Annotated in this window: 20 protein-coding genes; 1 reads left to right on the top strand and 19 read right to left on the bottom strand. The window is 52.7% G+C overall.

What is annotated here, in order from left to right:
• Positions 1-57 precede the first annotated feature (57 nt).
• The 15 genes from AC0LWN_RS07525 to AC0LWN_RS07455 form a co-directional block, all read right to left on the bottom strand.
• Positions 58-648 carry a YfiT family bacillithiol transferase gene (locus AC0LWN_RS07525; protein WP_474663943.1) on the bottom strand — a complete coding sequence of 197 codons (591 nt, stop codon included), beginning with the start codon at positions 646-648 and terminating at the stop codon, positions 58-60.
• 15 nt (positions 649-663) lie between these two features.
• A complete protein-coding gene (locus AC0LWN_RS07520; RefSeq protein WP_474663942.1) occupies positions 664-1,341 on the bottom strand; it encodes an HAD family hydrolase in 678 nt (225 codons plus the stop codon).
• Positions 1,342-2,967, bottom strand: coding sequence for a glycoside hydrolase family 9 protein (locus tag AC0LWN_RS07515; RefSeq protein WP_474663941.1), 1,626 nt, complete (start codon positions 2,965-2,967; stop codon positions 1,342-1,344).
• Positions 2,968-2,987: 20 nt separating this feature from the next.
• The gene (locus AC0LWN_RS07510) at positions 2,988-3,725 is read right to left on the bottom strand and encodes a GTP pyrophosphokinase (RefSeq protein WP_458963365.1); all 738 of its coding nucleotides are present in this window, start codon (positions 3,723-3,725) and stop codon (positions 2,988-2,990) included.
• Positions 3,726-3,877: 152 nt separating this feature from the next.
• Positions 3,878-4,912 carry an HD-GYP domain-containing protein gene (locus AC0LWN_RS07505; RefSeq protein ID WP_474663940.1) on the bottom strand — a complete coding sequence of 345 codons (1,035 nt, stop codon included), beginning with the start codon at positions 4,910-4,912 and terminating at the stop codon, positions 3,878-3,880.
• A gap of 223 nt (positions 4,913-5,135) precedes the next feature.
• Complete coding sequence (locus AC0LWN_RS07500) at positions 5,136-5,600, bottom strand: hypothetical protein (protein WP_474663939.1); 465 nt, start codon at positions 5,598-5,600, stop codon at positions 5,136-5,138.
• A 52-nt stretch (positions 5,601-5,652) separates the two neighbouring features.
• A complete protein-coding gene (lepB, locus tag AC0LWN_RS07495) occupies positions 5,653-6,150 on the bottom strand; it encodes a signal peptidase I (RefSeq protein WP_474663938.1) in 498 nt (165 codons plus the stop codon).
• A gap of 29 nt (positions 6,151-6,179) precedes the next feature.
• Entirely contained in the window at positions 6,180-6,581 is a 402-nt protein-coding gene (locus AC0LWN_RS07490; RefSeq protein ID WP_474663937.1) for a DUF4265 domain-containing protein, read from the bottom strand.
• A gap of 139 nt (positions 6,582-6,720) precedes the next feature.
• Entirely contained in the window at positions 6,721-7,587 is an 867-nt protein-coding gene (locus AC0LWN_RS07485) for an SDR family oxidoreductase (protein WP_474663936.1), read from the bottom strand.
• Positions 7,588-7,655: 68 nt separating this feature from the next.
• Positions 7,656-8,798, bottom strand: coding sequence for a GNAT family N-acetyltransferase (locus tag AC0LWN_RS07480; protein WP_474663935.1), 1,143 nt, complete (start codon positions 8,796-8,798; stop codon positions 7,656-7,658).
• Complete coding sequence (locus tag AC0LWN_RS07475) at positions 8,795-10,111, bottom strand: F390 synthetase-related protein (RefSeq protein ID WP_474663934.1); 1,317 nt, start codon at positions 10,109-10,111, stop codon at positions 8,795-8,797. The genes AC0LWN_RS07480 and AC0LWN_RS07475 overlap by 4 nt, the downstream gene beginning before the upstream one ends.
• Positions 10,108-10,962 carry an MBL fold metallo-hydrolase gene (locus AC0LWN_RS07470; protein WP_474663933.1) on the bottom strand — a complete coding sequence of 285 codons (855 nt, stop codon included), beginning with the start codon at positions 10,960-10,962 and terminating at the stop codon, positions 10,108-10,110. Before AC0LWN_RS07470 ends, AC0LWN_RS07475 begins: the two co-directional genes overlap by 4 nt.
• Entirely contained in the window at positions 10,959-11,951 is a 993-nt protein-coding gene (locus tag AC0LWN_RS07465) for an NAD-dependent epimerase/dehydratase family protein (protein WP_474663932.1), read from the bottom strand. The genes AC0LWN_RS07470 and AC0LWN_RS07465 overlap by 4 nt, the downstream gene beginning before the upstream one ends.
• Complete coding sequence (locus AC0LWN_RS07460) at positions 11,948-13,183, bottom strand: ATP-grasp domain-containing protein (protein WP_474663931.1); 1,236 nt, start codon at positions 13,181-13,183, stop codon at positions 11,948-11,950. Before AC0LWN_RS07460 ends, AC0LWN_RS07465 begins: the two co-directional genes overlap by 4 nt.
• Positions 13,173-14,174, bottom strand: a complete 1,002-nt coding sequence (locus tag AC0LWN_RS07455) for a beta-ketoacyl-ACP synthase III (RefSeq protein WP_474663930.1) — start codon at positions 14,172-14,174, stop codon at positions 13,173-13,175. Before AC0LWN_RS07455 ends, AC0LWN_RS07460 begins: the two co-directional genes overlap by 11 nt.
• A gap of 261 nt (positions 14,175-14,435) precedes the next feature.
• On the opposite strand from AC0LWN_RS07455, the gene AC0LWN_RS07450 reads away from it, so the two are divergent.
• A complete protein-coding gene (locus tag AC0LWN_RS07450) occupies positions 14,436-15,248 on the top strand; it encodes a hypothetical protein (protein ID WP_474663929.1) in 813 nt (270 codons plus the stop codon).
• 64 nt (positions 15,249-15,312) lie between these two features.
• Here AC0LWN_RS07450 and AC0LWN_RS07445 read toward each other — a convergent pair whose 3' ends face one another.
• The 4 genes from AC0LWN_RS07445 to AC0LWN_RS07430 all read right to left on the bottom strand — a co-directional run bounded on the left by AC0LWN_RS07445 (position 15,313) and on the right by AC0LWN_RS07430 (position 17,682).
• Positions 15,313-16,104, bottom strand: a complete 792-nt coding sequence (locus tag AC0LWN_RS07445) for a lipid II flippase Amj family protein (RefSeq protein ID WP_458963435.1) — start codon at positions 16,102-16,104, stop codon at positions 15,313-15,315.
• A 185-nt stretch (positions 16,105-16,289) separates the two neighbouring features.
• Entirely contained in the window at positions 16,290-16,676 is a 387-nt protein-coding gene (locus AC0LWN_RS07440; protein WP_474663928.1) for a ribosomal maturation YjgA family protein, read from the bottom strand.
• Positions 16,677-16,706: 30 nt separating this feature from the next.
• Positions 16,707-17,180: an NUDIX domain-containing protein gene (locus AC0LWN_RS07435; RefSeq protein WP_474663927.1), complete on the bottom strand. Its 474-nt coding sequence runs from the start codon at positions 17,178-17,180 to the stop codon at positions 16,707-16,709.
• A gap of 46 nt (positions 17,181-17,226) precedes the next feature.
• Complete coding sequence (locus AC0LWN_RS07430) at positions 17,227-17,682, bottom strand: hypothetical protein (RefSeq protein ID WP_474663926.1); 456 nt, start codon at positions 17,680-17,682, stop codon at positions 17,227-17,229.
• Between the last annotated feature and the right edge of the window lie 15 nt (positions 17,683-17,697).

Raw genomic sequence — 17,697 nt, 5'->3', positions numbered from 1 at the left:
AGAGCAAACGGCGGGACCTGTCCCGAATCCGCTTGCTCTTCTTATTGCCCGTAACACTTACCAGCCGCTGCGCTTAATCAGTGAAGTAATCTGGGCAAGATGATGCCGGTTATGCCAGTTGTATCTTTGCAGCGCCGTATCCAGAGTCATCGTTCCCAGCATCAGGCTCACAAAGGTTCTAGTATATTGCACTTCTTCCATTGAACTGAGCAGAGCAGCGAACCTCCGGTTAAGGTTCTCTAATAATAAAAGCGAGGTTTCAACCGGCTCAATGCTGTAATCGCTCAGCTCAGCCCATAAATCCTCCCTGTAGGAAGGGATTTCCGGCGCCTCTTCGGTCAATCCGCGTTTGAAACGCAGATAGGCATTCATGTTGTTGTCAGCGAGATGATGCACCACCTGCTTGACGCTCCAGCCGCCTGGACGGTAGGGAGTATTCAACTGCTCCTCGGTGAGCGGCTCAACGATCCCTCTTAACTGTGCAGCCATCGCACGCAATTCTTCAATGCTCATCTTCCGCTCCTCGGCCGTCTGAGCTCCTGCGCTTTTGAAGGGACCTATCGGATAGCGTAATTGATACATTTCCGCCTCTGCCGCTGCTTGTTTGATACTATTCTCAGCCGTACTGCTGTCTATTTTCCGCTCCATGTTCTGCTCCAGTCTCTACAGGATGGCGTAGAATTCGTCTAGGTCGCTGACCGTATAATCCGGCTTAACTTCATGTTTCCATCCGGCTCCGCTGCGGTTCAGCCAGCAGGTCTTCATGCCCGCTCTGGCCGCTCCCAGCACATCTGAGGCGGAGTCGCCAATATGGATAATCTCTCCAGGCTTCACGCCGTAAAAAGCAATAACCTCACTGAACATTCTGTTCAGGCCGTCATTTTTGTAGGATTGGTATTCTTCAGAGGAGAACAGCCTAATAGGATATTCCTTGTAAAAATCCGGCAGCATCAGCATATCCGTATCGCTGACAATGCAGACCTCGTATTCTCCCCCGGTAATCCGCTGCAGGAACCGCTCAGTCTCTTCATACAAAGCGGACTGCCGGTGCTCGGCGAATAAAATATCCACAGCCGTTAGGTCGTCGAAATTCACCGCGTGCTGCTTGAAAACCTGCTCGAACCCGCGGCGGAATATTTCATTACTGGTGCAAAAGCCACCGGCATCGCGAATCGCTTCTGCCTGGGTATGGTAATGGCTCAGCAGCAGTCCGCCAAGCTCCAAAGCCCGCTCATCGCTGTAATCCTCCAGCAAAATCTGCCTCCATACATGGCCTGTCCGATCCTGAACATTCACCAGTGTCTGAAACATATCCAGACTGATCACTTTATAGTTCTTCATTTACGCATTAAACCTCGCTGCCACGAACACAGCCGGTGAATTCCAGTAGATCGTAACCTCATTCGTGGAATAGCTGAGATCATGGTCGGCAAAGCACTGTGCGGCAGGCTTGCCCTGCAAATGCTCCACGACGTATTCGTCGTGCAGCCCACGGTCAGGTCCCCCGGATACCAGTCCCGGCACCGGATCGGCCACACCGTCGCCCACGGATGGGCGGTGATGCGGGTGCATGACCGAACGGTCGCCAAACCCCGTCACATAACTGATGTCCAGCACATTTCGGCCCATCAGGTAATGCAAATGATCCAGGGCGCATGCGGCATAAGCTGCTTCCCCGCTGAAATGCTCCGCTGCCAGCAGCAGCATAGCATTGTTAAGTACCAGCATATTGCTGCCCCAGATATAATCCTCTTCCAGTAAAGAAATGCGGTACCTATCCTCCCGGCTCTGCCGGACCAGACGGTCAGCTTCTGCCAGCAGTCCCTGCTTCAGTGAAGCATACAAAGCTGGCTCTGTCCGTTCTTCCCCGGTCAGCAGATAAGCCAGTGTTCCGTAGCCCCCCATATCCGCCCAGCCAAAGCTGTATTTCGGAAATGGCCGCTGAACCAGCGACTGAACTGCCTGATGGTAAATCTCTTCGCCCGTGGTCCGGTACAGCTCTGCAGCAGCCCAGAAGCGTTCGTCATGATCACACTCATCTCCGTATTCACCGGTGGTAATCCCCGGCGGATTGGTGAATCCGGCCTCCCCAGGATGCCGCTCCAGCCAGCCCCAGGCAACAGACGCCGCAGCAAGACATTTCTGTGCATACGCCGGGTCAAACGGCGCATAGACTCTTGCCGCCATCGCCATAACTCCGGCAAAATCCCCTGTAGCGGCTGCAGATACCGGCGAGAAATACAGCTCAGCCGTATCGTCCTCCGGCATGACATCAAGGCCCGGGAAATTCAGCGTGGTCAGCTTATGATATACACCGCCGGTCCCCGCTTCCTGCATTTTGAACAGCCAGTCCAGCTCAACCTTGCATTCCAGAAGAACATCCGGGATTGTCCCGTCACTTTCCGGCAGAGGAACCGGGGCGGCAAACGCCGCCGGATACAGCTCATAGGCGAGCAGCAAATCCGCAACAGCCTTCGCTCCGGGACCGGAGTACTTACCATAATCTCCTGCATCATGCCAGCCTCCGCAGCTATCCAGCTTCAGCTCCGGGTGTCCGTACACGGTTCCTTCTGCGGTATGGCACGCCCCGTGCGCCCAGGGACCGGCAAATTCCGCGGTCAGTTCAACACCGCAGCGGAAATAATAAAAGGCTTTCAAAAGTCCCTTTTGCAGCTCCCCGTAAGGTTTGTCGGCAATGACAAAGGAAGCGGACGTTGCGCCATTGTTTCCTTCAATGCGGTAGCCTCCAGCTGTCTTCAGCTCAGAGAAATCAGCGGCATGTACACTGGCACCGCTGGGCTTGTCCAAAGTAGCGGCTCCGGATTGTCCAGTATAGACCACAGCCCCGGTCTTTTCGTTAATAACACGAAAATCATGCCCTTCACCGCTGAACAAAGCGATCTTTGTGCCTTCTGTGGGGTAGCCGACCTGATTCACAGCAATCTGCCGGGCATTATGTACGCTCATCCACCATCTCTCCCTATTTTCTACTCTCCAAGCAATTTAATGAAATTGGCCGGCAGGTGAAACTGCTGGTTGTTAATGATGATCCTGCGCAGCTCTTCATCGGAATCATCCTCCTGGGCATCCTTGATCTCCTTAATTTCACGGTGCAGGCGCTCCATCTGCAGGTCCAGCTCATAGGCTCTGTCGGCGGCATTTTTCAATTCCCGGGTCAGATGCTCGGGAACCGCCTGGCTGTATTTATAGAAAATTTTATGCTCCAGGCTGGCCCAGAAATCCATAGCAATTGTACGGATTTGCACTTCTACGCATACATGCTCCTGACAGTCGGACAGAAATACCGGAACCTCCACTAGCAAATGCAGGCTCTGATAGCCATTGGGCTTGGGATTCTTGATATAGTCCTTCACGCTGAGAATCTTCAGATCATCCTGCTTTTGCAGCATTGCACTGACATAGTAGATATCCGAGATAAAAGAGCAGGTAATCCGCAGCCCCGCGATATCCTTAATGCTCGCTCTGATGGCGGGCAGGGAAATCTCGCTGTTCTTGCGCAGCATTTTATTCATAATGCTCTCAGGCGACTTTATCCGTGATTTCGTATGTTCTATAGGGCTATAATCATGGAGCATTTGAAATTCCTGTTTCAGAATTTCGATCTTGGTCTCCATTTCCTCAAGGGCGAACTTATAAATCATCATAAAACGGGTGAGTTCATATTTGATCTGCTTGATTTTCTCGATCTGGGTTTCGCTGCTCATATTCATTTCTCCTATCCTAATCTCTCATTAATCATAGCCAATCTACTATCGGAATTCAAATTTCCCCATATAAATAAAAAGGTTACCTCACCGTCCGTTTCCGGACAACTGAGATAACCTGATCATAAAATCAATAAATTAATGTTCCTTGCTTACATGAACACTTCTTCTACGGACAAGCCGCGCTCGCGGGATAAATCTCTGAACACATTGTCTACCTTAACAAGCGGCTTGAAAATGTCCAGCGGGTTGTTCATTACAATAGTGCCAATCTCCCCGTTGCTGAGCTGTACGCTTTTACCGACAAAACCAGGAAGCAGATGTCCGGTAAGCGCTTGGACAACTGTCCCGTTCAGCTTGCCAAAGCCCATTTCATGCACCTTGCGCAGAACGGAAACCAACCCTTGCTTCGGCTGATTCGGTCTGGAGGTTGTCAGTCCCATGTAGATGTTCGCTACAGCCACAATTTCGGTGAACGGATGAATGTCACTTTTGCCGATCTTGTTCGGATAGCCGGTTCCATCCTCAAATTCATGATGCTGGAGCGCTACTAGTGCCGTATTCTCATCCATCTTCGAGCCACGGATAATATCATAGCCGTAAGAAGTATGGCGTTTCATTTCTTCCTCTTCGTCAGCCGTCAAGATTCCATTCTTGTTCAAAATGGACGCAGGAACCTGGCTTTTGCCGATATCATGCAGGTAGCCGGCACGGCTGATCTGATACCGGTCTTCCTTGGAATGGCCGAGCCATGCAGCTATGTAATACGACAGCAAACCCACTTGCAATGAGTGGTGGTATGTATCAATGTCATCACGTTCCAGCAGGAGCAGCAAAGACACAACATCCTTTTGCTCATCCAGCGATTCCAGCAGCGGCTCCAGCGTGTCATCCACCATGGATTGGGTAAAGCTGCCTTGGGCCAAGGCTTCCAGGAATATGGATTCGTAGTTCTGAATAGCATTGTCAAAATTGTCATTCAGACTGTGGCTCAGACCACTGCCGTTATCTTCATGCAGCACTTTACGCGGTTCGATATCCACATATTCAATCTTGTGCCGCATCAGGATGGTGATTTCCTCGCGCTGCACAACTGTTCTCTTAGGAAGAACATGCAGTCCTACACTATTGAAAGTGTCTGTCAGAAGACAGTCGCCGTGTTTGAGATCAGTGACATGTACTTTCAAGTATCAGCACCCCTTTTATGTACAGAAATAATGTTTCCTCTAGCTTTATTTGATCATAGCCAAAAGCCTGCAAAGTCACAATATGGTTAAAGTCACATTCACTGCCTGCACCTAGGTATATTGAATCTCCAACTTTAGACTCTCGCCTCACTGCATACAGGCAATTTACAGTATTGGCCGCGCTTCAGATAAAGGTATTTTGGAGTATTACAATGCGGTTTCTCTACATCCATTTCATAAACAATCCGTAATCGAGCTTGATTCCATTCTCGTCTGCCCAGCGGCCTAACTGCTTCATTGACTGCTCTCTATCATCTATGAACCGGAAACAGAGACGGAGCGGTACAATTCGTTTGCCTATGAGCCTAACTCCCACGAGCGAACCGTCTATGTGGATGGATTTGATCTTACTCGCCGGGATGTTTTCATTGCGGATCAGCAGTAAACCTTCTCCCCACTTGATTTCAGCTGCCTTCCGCAGAGCATTGGAGAGAAGGAACGCCAGGATAGCAGTGCAGACAACAATCCAAAATATCATAAATAATCTGAGCAGAGTATGTGGATGGGCCTGATTTTTGAAACTATTCATTAACGTTAGAATTTGAATGATGATGACAAAAACGATTGTTAGCATCGTACGGCCAGCGAGCGGCGTCTTGATTCTGGATACAGGTAAATTGTCCTGCATGGCAGATTCCTTTCACAAATCGGAATGATAGAGCGATAGACTATCCTATTTTTTAGAAAAGATCGTTGACGTCGAGCAGAACTTTGCCGATCAGCTTATCCTTGGCTACAAACGGAGTGCTCCACAAATGGGCGTCATAGCTTGTATTCCGGTTATCGCCGAGAAAAAAATAATGGTCTGCCGGAACGGTGACCGGCCCGAAGGTATAATTCATCGGTTCCTGAAGGTAAGGCTCATCAATCTTCTCATTGTTTCTGTACAAGGCCCCGTCTTTGATTTCAACGGTGTCGCCCGGCAGCCCGATCAGGCGTTTGACATATCTTTTCTCCTCTTCTCCAGCTACAGGGGGATTGAACACTACGATGTCGCCATGCTTCAGCGTAGTCAGCCAGAGCATCTTCTCCACCACCAGGCGGTCGTTGATCTGTATGGTCGGAATCATTGATCCGGTTGGAACTCTCATCGCTTCAGCCACATATGTGCGGATAAACAAAGACAAAATAATACCGATTGCTATGCTTGGCACCCATTGCTTCAGAAATTTTTTCATCCTTCTGCCACCTCTCGGTCATTCAAGTATTAGATATCAAATCGTTTAATAATCTGGGCCATTTCGGCTTCCGCATCCACTGCGGAGTGCTTGGGAAGATGGATGACGAGTAGTCCGCCAAAAATCTGCTCACATTTCCCTTCATGCTCACTGACGCGCTGCTTAAACTCCTGAATCTCCTGCGAGCCTGCCGCTTCCTTGCTCAGGAGCCAGGCATATCTCAAATATCCCGATTTCTGCACCGTTTCCACGTAATAAGCAATCCCTTGCTTTTCTTTGACCCTGATAATGTCCCCAAGGGCAATGCCCGGGTTAAAAATCGGCGTTTCTTCAATGCGGTATTTATCCTGTGCAACCGGAGTCACATCCAGAATCTCTATTTCGCGGCCTTGCTCATCAAAACAAATATGCAGTCCTACCGTACCCGGCATAGGGACACCTCCCATCTTTTCGGTAAGTAGAAACGGTTACGCCGTCCTTAAAAGGACGGTGCCGTTTCAGCGAGAAATAGAATGATGATTTATGGCGTAAAACATATAAATCCTTATATTTCAAAATAATCACCTTATTCTATTTCATCCCTTTCAGCGACCTGGCGATAATTCCCTCCAGCGTCTTCCAGGGCAGCAGGGCTTTGCCGATCATTAAGAGACGCGAGCCTTTGCCTACGGGATAACGCAGCTTGGGCGCCTTCATCTCCGTAATCCGTGCAATCAGCCCGGCAACCCGGATAGGATCTGGTGCGGTCTCGGCGCTTCGCCGGGAATACGTAAGCACTTCCTCCAGCTTTTCCCGATACGGGGAATCTGCGCTCGTATGCATCCCTTCCAGCCCTTTGCCCCAAATCGGCGTGCGGAAGGAAGCCGGCTCCACCAGCACAACACGGATGCCAAAAGACAGCAGCTCATGGCGCAGGCTTTCACTGAAGCCCTCCACCGCAAATTTGGAAGCCGCATACGGACCGTAGCCGGGGAACCCGTTCAACCCGCTGACGCTGCTGACGTTGATGATCAAGCCCTCGCGCTGGCTGCGCATGACAGGAAGCACCGCCTTGGTCACCGCAACCAGTCCGAAAAAGTTCGTCTCCATCTGCCGCCGCCATTCGTCCATGCTTACTTCCTCCACATAACCGCCTACGGCAAATCCGGCGTTGTTCACCAGCACATCAATTCTGCCAAAGCTCTCGAGGATTGAAGCCACAGCAGAATCTATTGAAGCTGCCTCCGTCACATCCAGGGTCATTAATTGAATCTGTCCGCTGACACCAGCCTGTTCGGCCTGGCGGATCAGCTCCCCTTGGCGGCTTAAATCCCGCATGGTAGCTACGACCTTGTAGCCTTTGCCTGCCAGAGCAAGCGCGGTCAGCAGCCCGAAGCCGCTGGAGGTTCCGGTAATGAGGGCGATTCGATCAGCATTCTGCCCGTGTTCAGTGTTCACGCTGCACCTCCTATTAGATTGGATGGAGCACACTTTAGCTTTGTGGTTATATACATGCTGCCTTTGAATTACAGCTTCAGCTTTTGGATCAAAGGCATGCCGATCCGGCGCAGCAGCAGCTCCAGAAATGACCAGCCGCTGCGGTTCAGCCAGGAAGTGCCTTTGTCATACACAGCCGACAGCTCGGTAGCCGTCACGGCTCCACGGTTGCGTTTGAATTGTCCAACACCGGAGCTCTCGTGCAGCAATAGCCCATCCCTTTCCGCGATATCAATCAGTACGGCGGACAGCATCCGGTAAAGGCCAAGCGACTGCGGGAGCGCCGTGTCATAACCAAAGAGCGGCGCTGTCATCACACCTTCCCGGCTGTAGAAGCCAAGCACCGCGTCGAGCCTGCCATTTTTGCGCAGCCCGTATATGTGCAGTGTCCGCTGCTCCAGCGCCAGCCGGATAAAAGCCTCTGTAAACTGCGGGTTATGAAGCGAATATTTATGTATATACAGCAGCTCGTACAGCTCCACAATCCGGGGAATATCCTCCGCTGTGATTTCGTCCGGGGCCTGAACAGTGTAGCCATGCTTATCCAGTAAAGCCCGGTCACGCTTTACCAGCCACCTGGCCTTGGAGCCGGTGGGGTGCTGCAGCAAATAAATCTGGCGGCTGGGCACCAGCTTGCAGCCATACTCTCTTAACGCCTCTATCATAGGGCCGGATGTCTCCCTACTAAGTGACCGATATAGAATAGTATAACCTGGATACTCGCGCTGAAGGAAATTCAGTACCTCCATCATCTGGCCAGGGCTTACAGCAGGATGCAGATTCGTAGATAACAGCCAATTATTGACCTGTACCACCCGGTTGAACCGTGCTCTTCTGAACAGAGCGCCCACTCCATACAGCAAGCAGGAAAGCGCCGCCTGAAGCGGCCGGTTGTTCAGCAGGATCAGCTCCTGTCGCGCATAGCTGACATAGTGCGTATACGGCGAGCATACATAAGAATTGGCATAATCCGCAGCATTAACTGTAATGGGGACAGGAATCCCCTCGACCACAACCACCTTGACTGTTGTACGCACGTTGGCAATGAAATGTTCTGGCGGATGCTCCATCAGCGGTAAAATATATTGCCGCGCATAGCGGCCGTATTCCGTATCAGGCCATTCCAGCTCTCCGATATGCTCCCGGTCATATTGAACGATCCTGATCTTCACAGCTTCCAGCCCCTCTCCACCCGGCGCAGCTTCGTGGTGCCGGGTATGAAGCTGTATGCGGTGAACGTAAGCTTCGGCGGAATGCAGCCCAGCCGGTTGAACAGCCGCGACAGCTCCGCCGCAATCAAGGACTCTGTATCCTCTGTGCTGCCCTGCCGTGTGCGGTACGAAATCTCCATGTCGAGCGGGCTGCGCTGTATCACGCGATAGTGCTCCATATCAGGTGAAGCCGCCAGCACAGCACGGGTGATAAAATCAGGGAACAGCGTTACCAGCCGGCCATCTCCGGCATGCGGCACATACAGGATATCATCGCAGCGGCCTTCGATCCGTTCAATTGCCGTAAACAGGGACCCGCAGGGACAGGGCTCAGCCGCCTCGGTCAAAATATCGTTCAGCCGGTAGCGGACAATAGGCTGGACTGACCTGGAGAAATCAGTCACAATCGGCACGAAACGCCGCGATGACTGGTCGAGAACTTCTTTTTCAATATGAACGATATCCTCATTAAGATGCAGTGTGCCGTGTTTGCAGGTGGAGCCGAGAAAACCCTCTGTGCACTGATAAGCCTGGTGTACGGTCTGTAAGAAAGTGTCCTCAATCTGCTGCCGGTCCAGCGGGTCCAAAACCTCTGCGACTGCAATAATCCGGCGCGGCTGCACCGTCAGGCTGCCCGATTGCCGGGCCTCAGCGAGCAGACGGAGCATGGAGGGCGGAGCAATCCAGATATCCGGACAATACTGCTCCATTCGGGCCACAAGCCGGTCCAGCGGCTCCAGCAGGTCGAAATACTGAAATTGCAGCCGTCCTTGTCGGACAGACTCATAGAGGTTGCTGTTTGCCCGCAGAAAAAAAGCGATCCGCGCACGCTTCCACAGCCCTCCCGGCAGCAGCTTCGCCAGCACCGTTCCGGTCCAGGCTGCCTGCTCCTCTTCATCTACGAGAAATATGCCGCGGCTGCCCGATGTTCCCGAGGACAAGCCCACAGTAATGCCCTCAAGCGTAGGCTTGAAATCCCGGCTGTTCTCGGCCTCATAGGCTTCGGCAAATGCCTTCTCCTTGGTAATTCCGGCGATGTTCAGCGTATCAAAATGCTCCATCATCAGCGCTTTCTCAATAACCGGAAAACGCCGCCACTGCTCGTCAGGAATTCCCGTCCACAGCTCCCGGTAAAACGGCGACCTCTGGCGGATATGCTCCACATGACGGCGGATGCGCTGCTCCTGCCATTCCTCCAGCTCAGCCCGGTTCTTCCAGCGGTGTCCCCATTTCGTCAGGAAATAATAATAGACGATTCGCATAATCCGGCTCATTTCACACCGCCGGTTCCCCAAGCGGCAAGCGCCTCGCGGCAGTGGCTTGGTACGATTCTCAGCTCTGGAAGCTTCTCATGAATCTGGCGCAGGCGTTCAAAATTAAGTCTGTATTCCTTCCTATCAGACATAATGAGTCCTGCTGCGGGATGCGGCCTGCGGTTCTCGCGGAAGGCCCGGCTGGACCATACCGTATCCGCGCACAGCAGATAGTCATGCCCGCCGGTGGATACGAACAGGCCGATCATCCCGGCAGCATGGCCGGACATTTCCACGGCGAGCAGACTGCCGTCTCCGAGCAGATCATAGGCCGTCTCGAACGGAAGGCCGGATGCCAGCGGCCTCATGGCCGAGTGTTCGTCCACAGGCAAAGAGCGGGAGGTGAAGTCCTCCGGCAGCAGCCCGGGCAGAAATCCTGCCCGCACCGCTTTGATCGGCCCAAGCCCGCGCACAGCATCATAAGACTTCCGCAGATAGATGAACTTCGCCTGCGGGAAATCCCGTACACCGCCGATATGATCAGCATGAAAGTGCGACAGGATGATATACCGGACCTCCTCCGGCGCAATTCCGGCTTCACGCAGACAGTTGACGGCGCTTTCTTCATCCTTGAATACCACAGGTGTGATATGGCGGTAGAGTGAGGCCGGAAGCCGCGCTGTCTCCTGGAAGAAGCGGACACTGTAGCCTGTATCGAACAGAATCGGGCCATGCTGCGGATGTCTCAGCAGGGCATATCCCGCCGGGAAAGCCACAGGCCTATATGCGCCGCCGCGCAGCGTCAGCAGCTCGGGGTGTACGCAGTACCCTGCCGATAATATGGATACTGATACCGGTATTGAAGTAATCATCTCTGTTCCCTCCACCACTCCGCAAAAGATTCAATACCTTCGTCTATAGTTACACGGGGCCGATAGCCAAGCATTTCCCGCGCCAGCGAAATGTCCAGCGTCTGGGAAATACCCAGCGCTGACGCGGAATAGCGGGTAAGCATCGGCTCCCCAAGGAAGGGAAACAGCTTATGTATCCCTTCCAATAGTCCTGCTGCGGCATAGGCGGTCCGGTAAGGAATTCTCCTGGTGCGCAGTGGAATATTAAGCTTGGCAAACAGCCGGGCAAGCAGCTCCTTGAACATAACCGGCTCGCCATTAGAGATATTATAGGCCCGCCCGGCCGCTTGGGGCGGAGCGGTGCAGCAGAGCAGCATGGCATCGACAACATTATCCACGCAGGTGAGATCAATCAGCGCTCCTCCGCCATCCAGAAGCGGCACACCTTTGGCCTTATTGGCCTCAAGGAGCCGCGGAAACAGCGCATTGTCCATCGGGCCGAATATGGCTCTTGGACGGAGCATAAATGCCGTCAGGCCCGCCTTTGCCGCCTGCTCTACCACCCGCTCCGCCAGAAGCTTTGTTGCAGCATAGCTATTAGCCGGCTTCAGAGGAAGCGGGTCCGCTTCCCGAATGTCTATTCGGCTAGACCGGCCGGAATAGATGCTCGGGGTGGAGATATGAATCAGCCGTTCAACGCCATGCTGCAAGCAGCCCTCCACAATATGGCGTGTACCTTCGACATTGCACCCGTAGAACTCACTGTATTTCCCCCAGGGAGACGAGAGCGCCGCACAGTGGAATACAACATCCATTCCTTTGCAAGCACGGGATACCGCTTCAGCATTGCGCAAGTCCGCCCCTACAAAAACCGTGCCTTCCCTTTCGAGCTGTACTCCAGCCTCCAGACTGCGCCCAAGCCCATATACTTCCCAGCCCAGCTTCACTAGCCTTCGCGCCGTATGCCGGCCCAGAAAGCCGGTCGCTCCCGTTACCAATGCCTTGGTCATGGCTCACCATTCCATTCTATATCTTCAGTCAGAGCTTCAGTAATTGAAATATGTTTGCGCCGGGCAAGCCTGTGGGCGTTATATACTACACGAAGCTGCTCGCGGAAAAGATACGGCTCATCCTTACGGGTTATCACATCCTCCGCCTCGCGCAGCGCCTGTATCCACTTGCGCAGCCCTCCCGGACCAGGCTGCAGGCCGCAGGCGAGCATCGGGAGCATGAGCATCGCTTTTCGTCCTGATCGGGGGATGCACACTGTGCCGGAGCGCACCAGAGCTTCGGGATGAAGCAGCGCCTGGACAAGCCCATCCTCAGGGGCAAACAAGTGGATACCGCTGGTGGCGCGCGGATTGCATTCAATCGGGTACAAGGTTCCATCCCCGGCTTCTATGAAGTCGAATCCGATCTGGCCGTTAAAGCCGATAGCGCCAGTGAAATGTCTTACCCATGCGAAGGCATCCGGGTGCTCCAATTGCTCGAAATATACACTGGCGCCCGCCTTGCCTGTCCGGTACCGGCTGCCGTAGGCCGCATGCGCGACAACTGTGCCTTGATGCACTATGCTATAGGTGCATACCGCTTCACCTTGGATGTATTGCTGCGCCACCCAAGGTGCGGCTAATGAGAGCCCGGCAGGCGCCTCGCTTATTGGGAAGGTTCTTGCGGGTTTTCCCCCTGAAGCCTTACGGGGCAGGATCACTCTGGACGCAAAACGGGAATAGGCCGGTTTAAATACCAGGGCCTCATCGTTTCGGACAGCTTCCTCCGCAATGAGCCTCCATTCCTCTGCACTGCGGATCAGCTTTGTCTCAGGGACAGCAAATCCAAGCCCGCTGGCCCAGGCGATAAATTCCCCCTTGTGATGCAAACGGGCCAGCAGCTCCGCTCCTGCTGCCAGCACCCGGCAGCCGCCAAGCCTGTCAATTCCTGCTGCGATATAGAAAATCTCCTCGCACAAAGGGATTAATATATCAATGCGCAGTTCCTCAACCAGCTTGGCTAACTGCTCAATATAGGCTACGGGGCTATGCCGCGGAGACGGGACCCGGAAGCTGCGCTCAACCGCAGCGGAGACACGGCATAGATGATATTCCGCGCTTTCCGCCACAAATACTTGGCAGCCCTCTGCCTTAAGCATGCGCGACAGCTCAAGGGCTACAGGCGCCCTCCCGCCTGTAATCAGTATGTTCTGGACCTGCAGAACGCCTATTGCTATTGGATCAATAGTCAATAATCATGCCTCCCAGGGAGAGCCCTGCTGCCGTGCCAATGAGCAGTACGCGGTCCCCACGGCGGACCCTGCCCTGCAGAATGGCTTCATGAAGTCCCATCGGGATCGACGCAGCAATGGTGTTGCCGTGGCCCGGCGTATTATCAAGAAACCTGTCTTCGGCAATGCCCAGCTTGTTGCGGAGCAGCCGCATCGCCATTGCGCTCCCCTGATGAGGCACAACAAGCTGGAAATCCTCCATTGCCGTGCCTGTCTGCTCCAGCATTTCATGAATGAAGTCCGGAAGTAGCTTCGAAGCCTTTCTGAAGATTGCTTGTCCATCCATATGAAATAAATAAGGCACAGCATTGTCCTTGCTGAAATTCTTCGCATGAAGCCTTGTGCCGCCGCCGGCAATTTCCGAGTACCGCGCGCCGCTGCTGTATGTTTTCAAGGAAGCATGCACAATCCGGGAGGCTTCTCCGGCTGCTGACGGGCCAATGATAACCGCTGCGGCTCCGTCGCCGAACAGTGCCGTACTTTCCTTATCCTGCAGGTTCAGTCCGACCGAGGCAATTTCCGTTGCTACAAGCAGCACATTGCGGTATCTCCCGGCTTCTATCATATATGACATAACATCAAGGCCTACCAGAAAGCTGAGGCAGGTTGAGTCGATATCGAAGGCAGGCACCCCGGAATCCTCCTGTCCCATAGCCTGTTGAATAAATACGGCTGTGCTTGGCAAGGGCTGCTCCTTGGTTCCGCTGGTACAGACCAGACAATCTATGTCGGCAAAGCTCAGGCCTGCGGCGGCAAGCGCCGCTTCGGCCGCTCTCGCTCCCATGAAGGATGCGGTCTCATGCTCTCCGGCATAATGACGCACACCCACACCGGTCACTTTGTTTACCCATCCTGGAAATGTGCCGAGTACAGCATCCAGTTCCTCATCGGTCACCTTTCTGCTTGGCAAATATTTTCCTGTACCCATGATTTTCACATGTCTAAGCTGCACTTCTGTCATCTCCCTGTATTGTAAACTATAGAACTATTCTACTAGATTTTTTAGTAGAGTTACATTAAAACAAGAAAAAACTGTCACATAAACAGAACTAATGTTCTTTTTTTCTTGACTATCCATTAATTTCAAGCTATATTGGATTTACAATTACACACGCCAAGCGGGAGAAGCACCTCGCAGGACAGGCATTTACGCCTTCCTTCGAGGTGCTTTTTTTGTGCCTGTTGGCGAATTTTATGACAGGAGCTGAAGGAAATGAATAAACGTACAGGGGTAAGAAAAATTTCAGCAAGGCTGTGTTGCACAAGCTTTTACAGCAGATGGCTAATGTGGCTGCTTCTGCTGGCATTATGGGCAGGACATGCACCTCAAGCAGCAGCCGCAGCAGACTGGGATTCCGCACTGGATGATATCCATGCCCTTTACAACGATTATACCGTTCTGCAGAATACCCTGAAGTCCGAGAACCTGCGGACGGGGGCGCTCCGCAAGCAGAACAATGCGGATCTTGCCGCAATCAACCTGAAGCTGCAGGCAACGGATGCTTCCCTGCTGACCCGGTTGAAGGCGGAGGCCGCAGCCATGAAGAACAAGCATGCTCCGCTTCTTGAGGAATATGGGTCGCTTGGCAAGCAGATTGCTGCTGCCCGCAAAGCGGGTAATCTGAAATCCGCAACCCTGCTGGAGATCAAGCGCAATAGACTGAAGGCGGCTGCAGCCGCAGCCCGGGCCGAGGTGAAGACGAAGAACACCCTGCTGGCTGCAGCACGCGCCGCAGCCGCAGCCAAGACAAAACCTGCCAAGGATGCGCTGGCTCCCATAACGAGTCTTAAGAAGCAGATAACCGCCCAGAACAAACTGGTCAGCGCTGCACAGACCGAACGTGCGAAGGCCGACAAACGCTATAAAGCTGCGGTTCAAGCCGGTGATGCCATTGCTGCGGCTGCCGCGATGAAATTGTCATATGCCAAGATGGGCGAGATCCGCACCCTGGGGCAGATGAGCTATAGCTGGGAGCAGAAGATCACGCTGGCTCTCCGGGCGGCAGAATCCAAACTACCGAAATAAAGCTTCTGCTGCCATGGCTTGATACCCCGTTTCAATCCAGGTAACTTCTGTATGTATGTAATCTTCAGATCAACTGCACCAGCCAGCAGATTGCATATGCTGCAGGGACAAGCACGAGCTGGCCCAGCAATGTCCCCAAAAAACGGGAACCCATTAACAGGACATATATTTTGCCGAGCTGGTCACGGTATTCCGCATTTTCAGTGGCTTTGTGAGTAATCACTCCAAGCTGCGGGTCAATGAAGACGGTTAGCAGTATCGTAGCTACCCCGTTAATCATCCCTGACGCCTGTGAGGCGGTCGTGCTGAACTGAGGCATTAAGTGCGCCGCATAGAGCGAGGACAATACACCTACCGTGTAGAACCCGGTAACGAAGATGTTCATTACAATGAACCGTTTCGGAATACCCAGGTACCGGAAGCTGTGCAGCTTCAATCTGGGTTTACGGATATACTTGCGGGTATTCTTAAGCTGGCCGATAGTTACGCTGGTCAGCAGCTTGGGTATGGAGCCTTCAATCTCCAGCTTGGAGATGATTCTTCCGAACAGGCCTACAAAGGTGGGAAACACAGCAATGGCAATTAAAGTCCCCAAGGACGAGGACAGCATAATGATCCGCAAATAGTTGAGCAGCGGGAAGCTGGCGTCTGTTTTGGCAAAGTCCACAAATTTCGCCGTCAGCGGTGCCTGCACCATATTTGCCGTTCTCGACACCAGCACGATAATTCCGGTCAGCGATAAAGCAATAGCGATCTTGTTCAGCCTCACTCCGGCAAAACGTACTGAATATGATAACGTCTCGGCCGTATGAATAATCATCGTCAGCAGGCACACTACGATTAAACTGTTTGTCATTGTCATTAGCGCATTCATCTCCAAGTCAGGCAGCATTTGAGATATGCAGCTTCAATCATCCATTTTCTTACAAACTGCAGATCACCTCACTTAATATATATTCTTTGACCTGTATAATCCAGAAGCAATTTTGTAAGATTTATAGAATTGTGTATTCCTAATGCCTTTAAGCAATTCCAGCTCCATTAGTTCCTTATTTTGGATAGGCAACCGCGGTCCAGACCATAAGCAAGCTCTATCCCCACTGTATAGCGGAGCAGGTCGATCCACAAAAAACCTTTTCCCAGGATCAGCCCTCCCGCTACAGTAGAGCGCAGCCCGTTGATCCAGTCCCCTTGATAGAGTTGGCTGAACTCAATGCCATAGCTGAAGCTCAGACTCAGCACAAGCGACAGCCCCAAAGCCCGGCGGGTGAGCAGCACCCTGAAGGCAAAATAAACCATCGCCGCCCATAGCGCGTCCCCTAAATGGCTTGCGACAAATGGCGGCAGCCGGTCTCCGAAAGCTCTAGAGCTGAGACCCAGGACGATGGCTATGAGCACAGCGCAGCAATATATCATTTTGGCTCTCATGTTGGTCGCTCCCATATCGTGGTGTTAAGTTTACTCGAAGATCGCCGGGTCCGTATCGGAATCCTGCATAAAAATCTCCCGGGGATACGGGATTGTAAGCTCCGGCAGCTCCTCTTTGTCAAAAAACCTGAATTCCTCCGCCTCACCGTCCATGCTCCGTGGGGTTCCTTTGACAATAGTGCATGCAAACACAATAACTGTATATTGCACCCGGTCGCCATTGCTGTACTCGTAAGCATACTTCTCTCCGCCGAACACCCCGATAATCCGCTTCGGATTCACCATCAGGCCTGTCTCTTCAAAAACCTCCCGGCGCAGCGCCCGTGACGGCTTCTCCCCCGGTTCAATTGCGCCAGCGGGAAGTCCCCATAGCTGTTCCCCAGCATTGCGAAGCAGGAGAATCCCGCCCTCCTCATTCCTGATCACCGCCGCCACAGACGGCACCATCAGCACCTCACTACCAACCTTCTCCCGCAGCCCGCGGTAATATTCGGATATTGGCATGACACCCTCCTGTTTTTTTGTAGTAATGCAGCACTTTTCAACGATCTTATAGCGCGTCCTTACGGAACGAAATCAAGCTGATTGTCTCATCCTTCGCGTAACCTTCGCAATTGGACAACTCAACACTGTAAAATTCTACTGTCTCATCAAGCATCATTGCCCTACAGACATATTCGGTCTTTCCCGTGTTGGAGGACATGCCGTCTCTGGTATTGTCCACCGTCCAGCGGATCACTCTGCCGTCACTGTATAAGTCATGAATGAACGGCCCGCTGTCAACTCCCCACTGAAGTATGGTTAGATTATCGCCTCTGCCGCCGCCAAATCTCGCAATCATTTCTTTGATTCTCTCCAAATCGGTCTGATCGAAATGCGTGATCAAATCCGGCTGATCCCTGGCTTCATCCTTATTGGCTGCCAGCACCAGCAGACCCGCCAATAGGCCAATAATGAATGCTTCCAGAATAATGACAACAGTGCTTTTCTTCCAAAACCCTCTCATAATTCCTCCCGGGAT

It is taken from the genome of Paenibacillus sp. sgz302115 (genome assembly GCF_056120445.1).
Note: the sequence above shows the minus strand (reverse complement) of the source record. Positions and strands in the feature narration are given on the sequence as shown.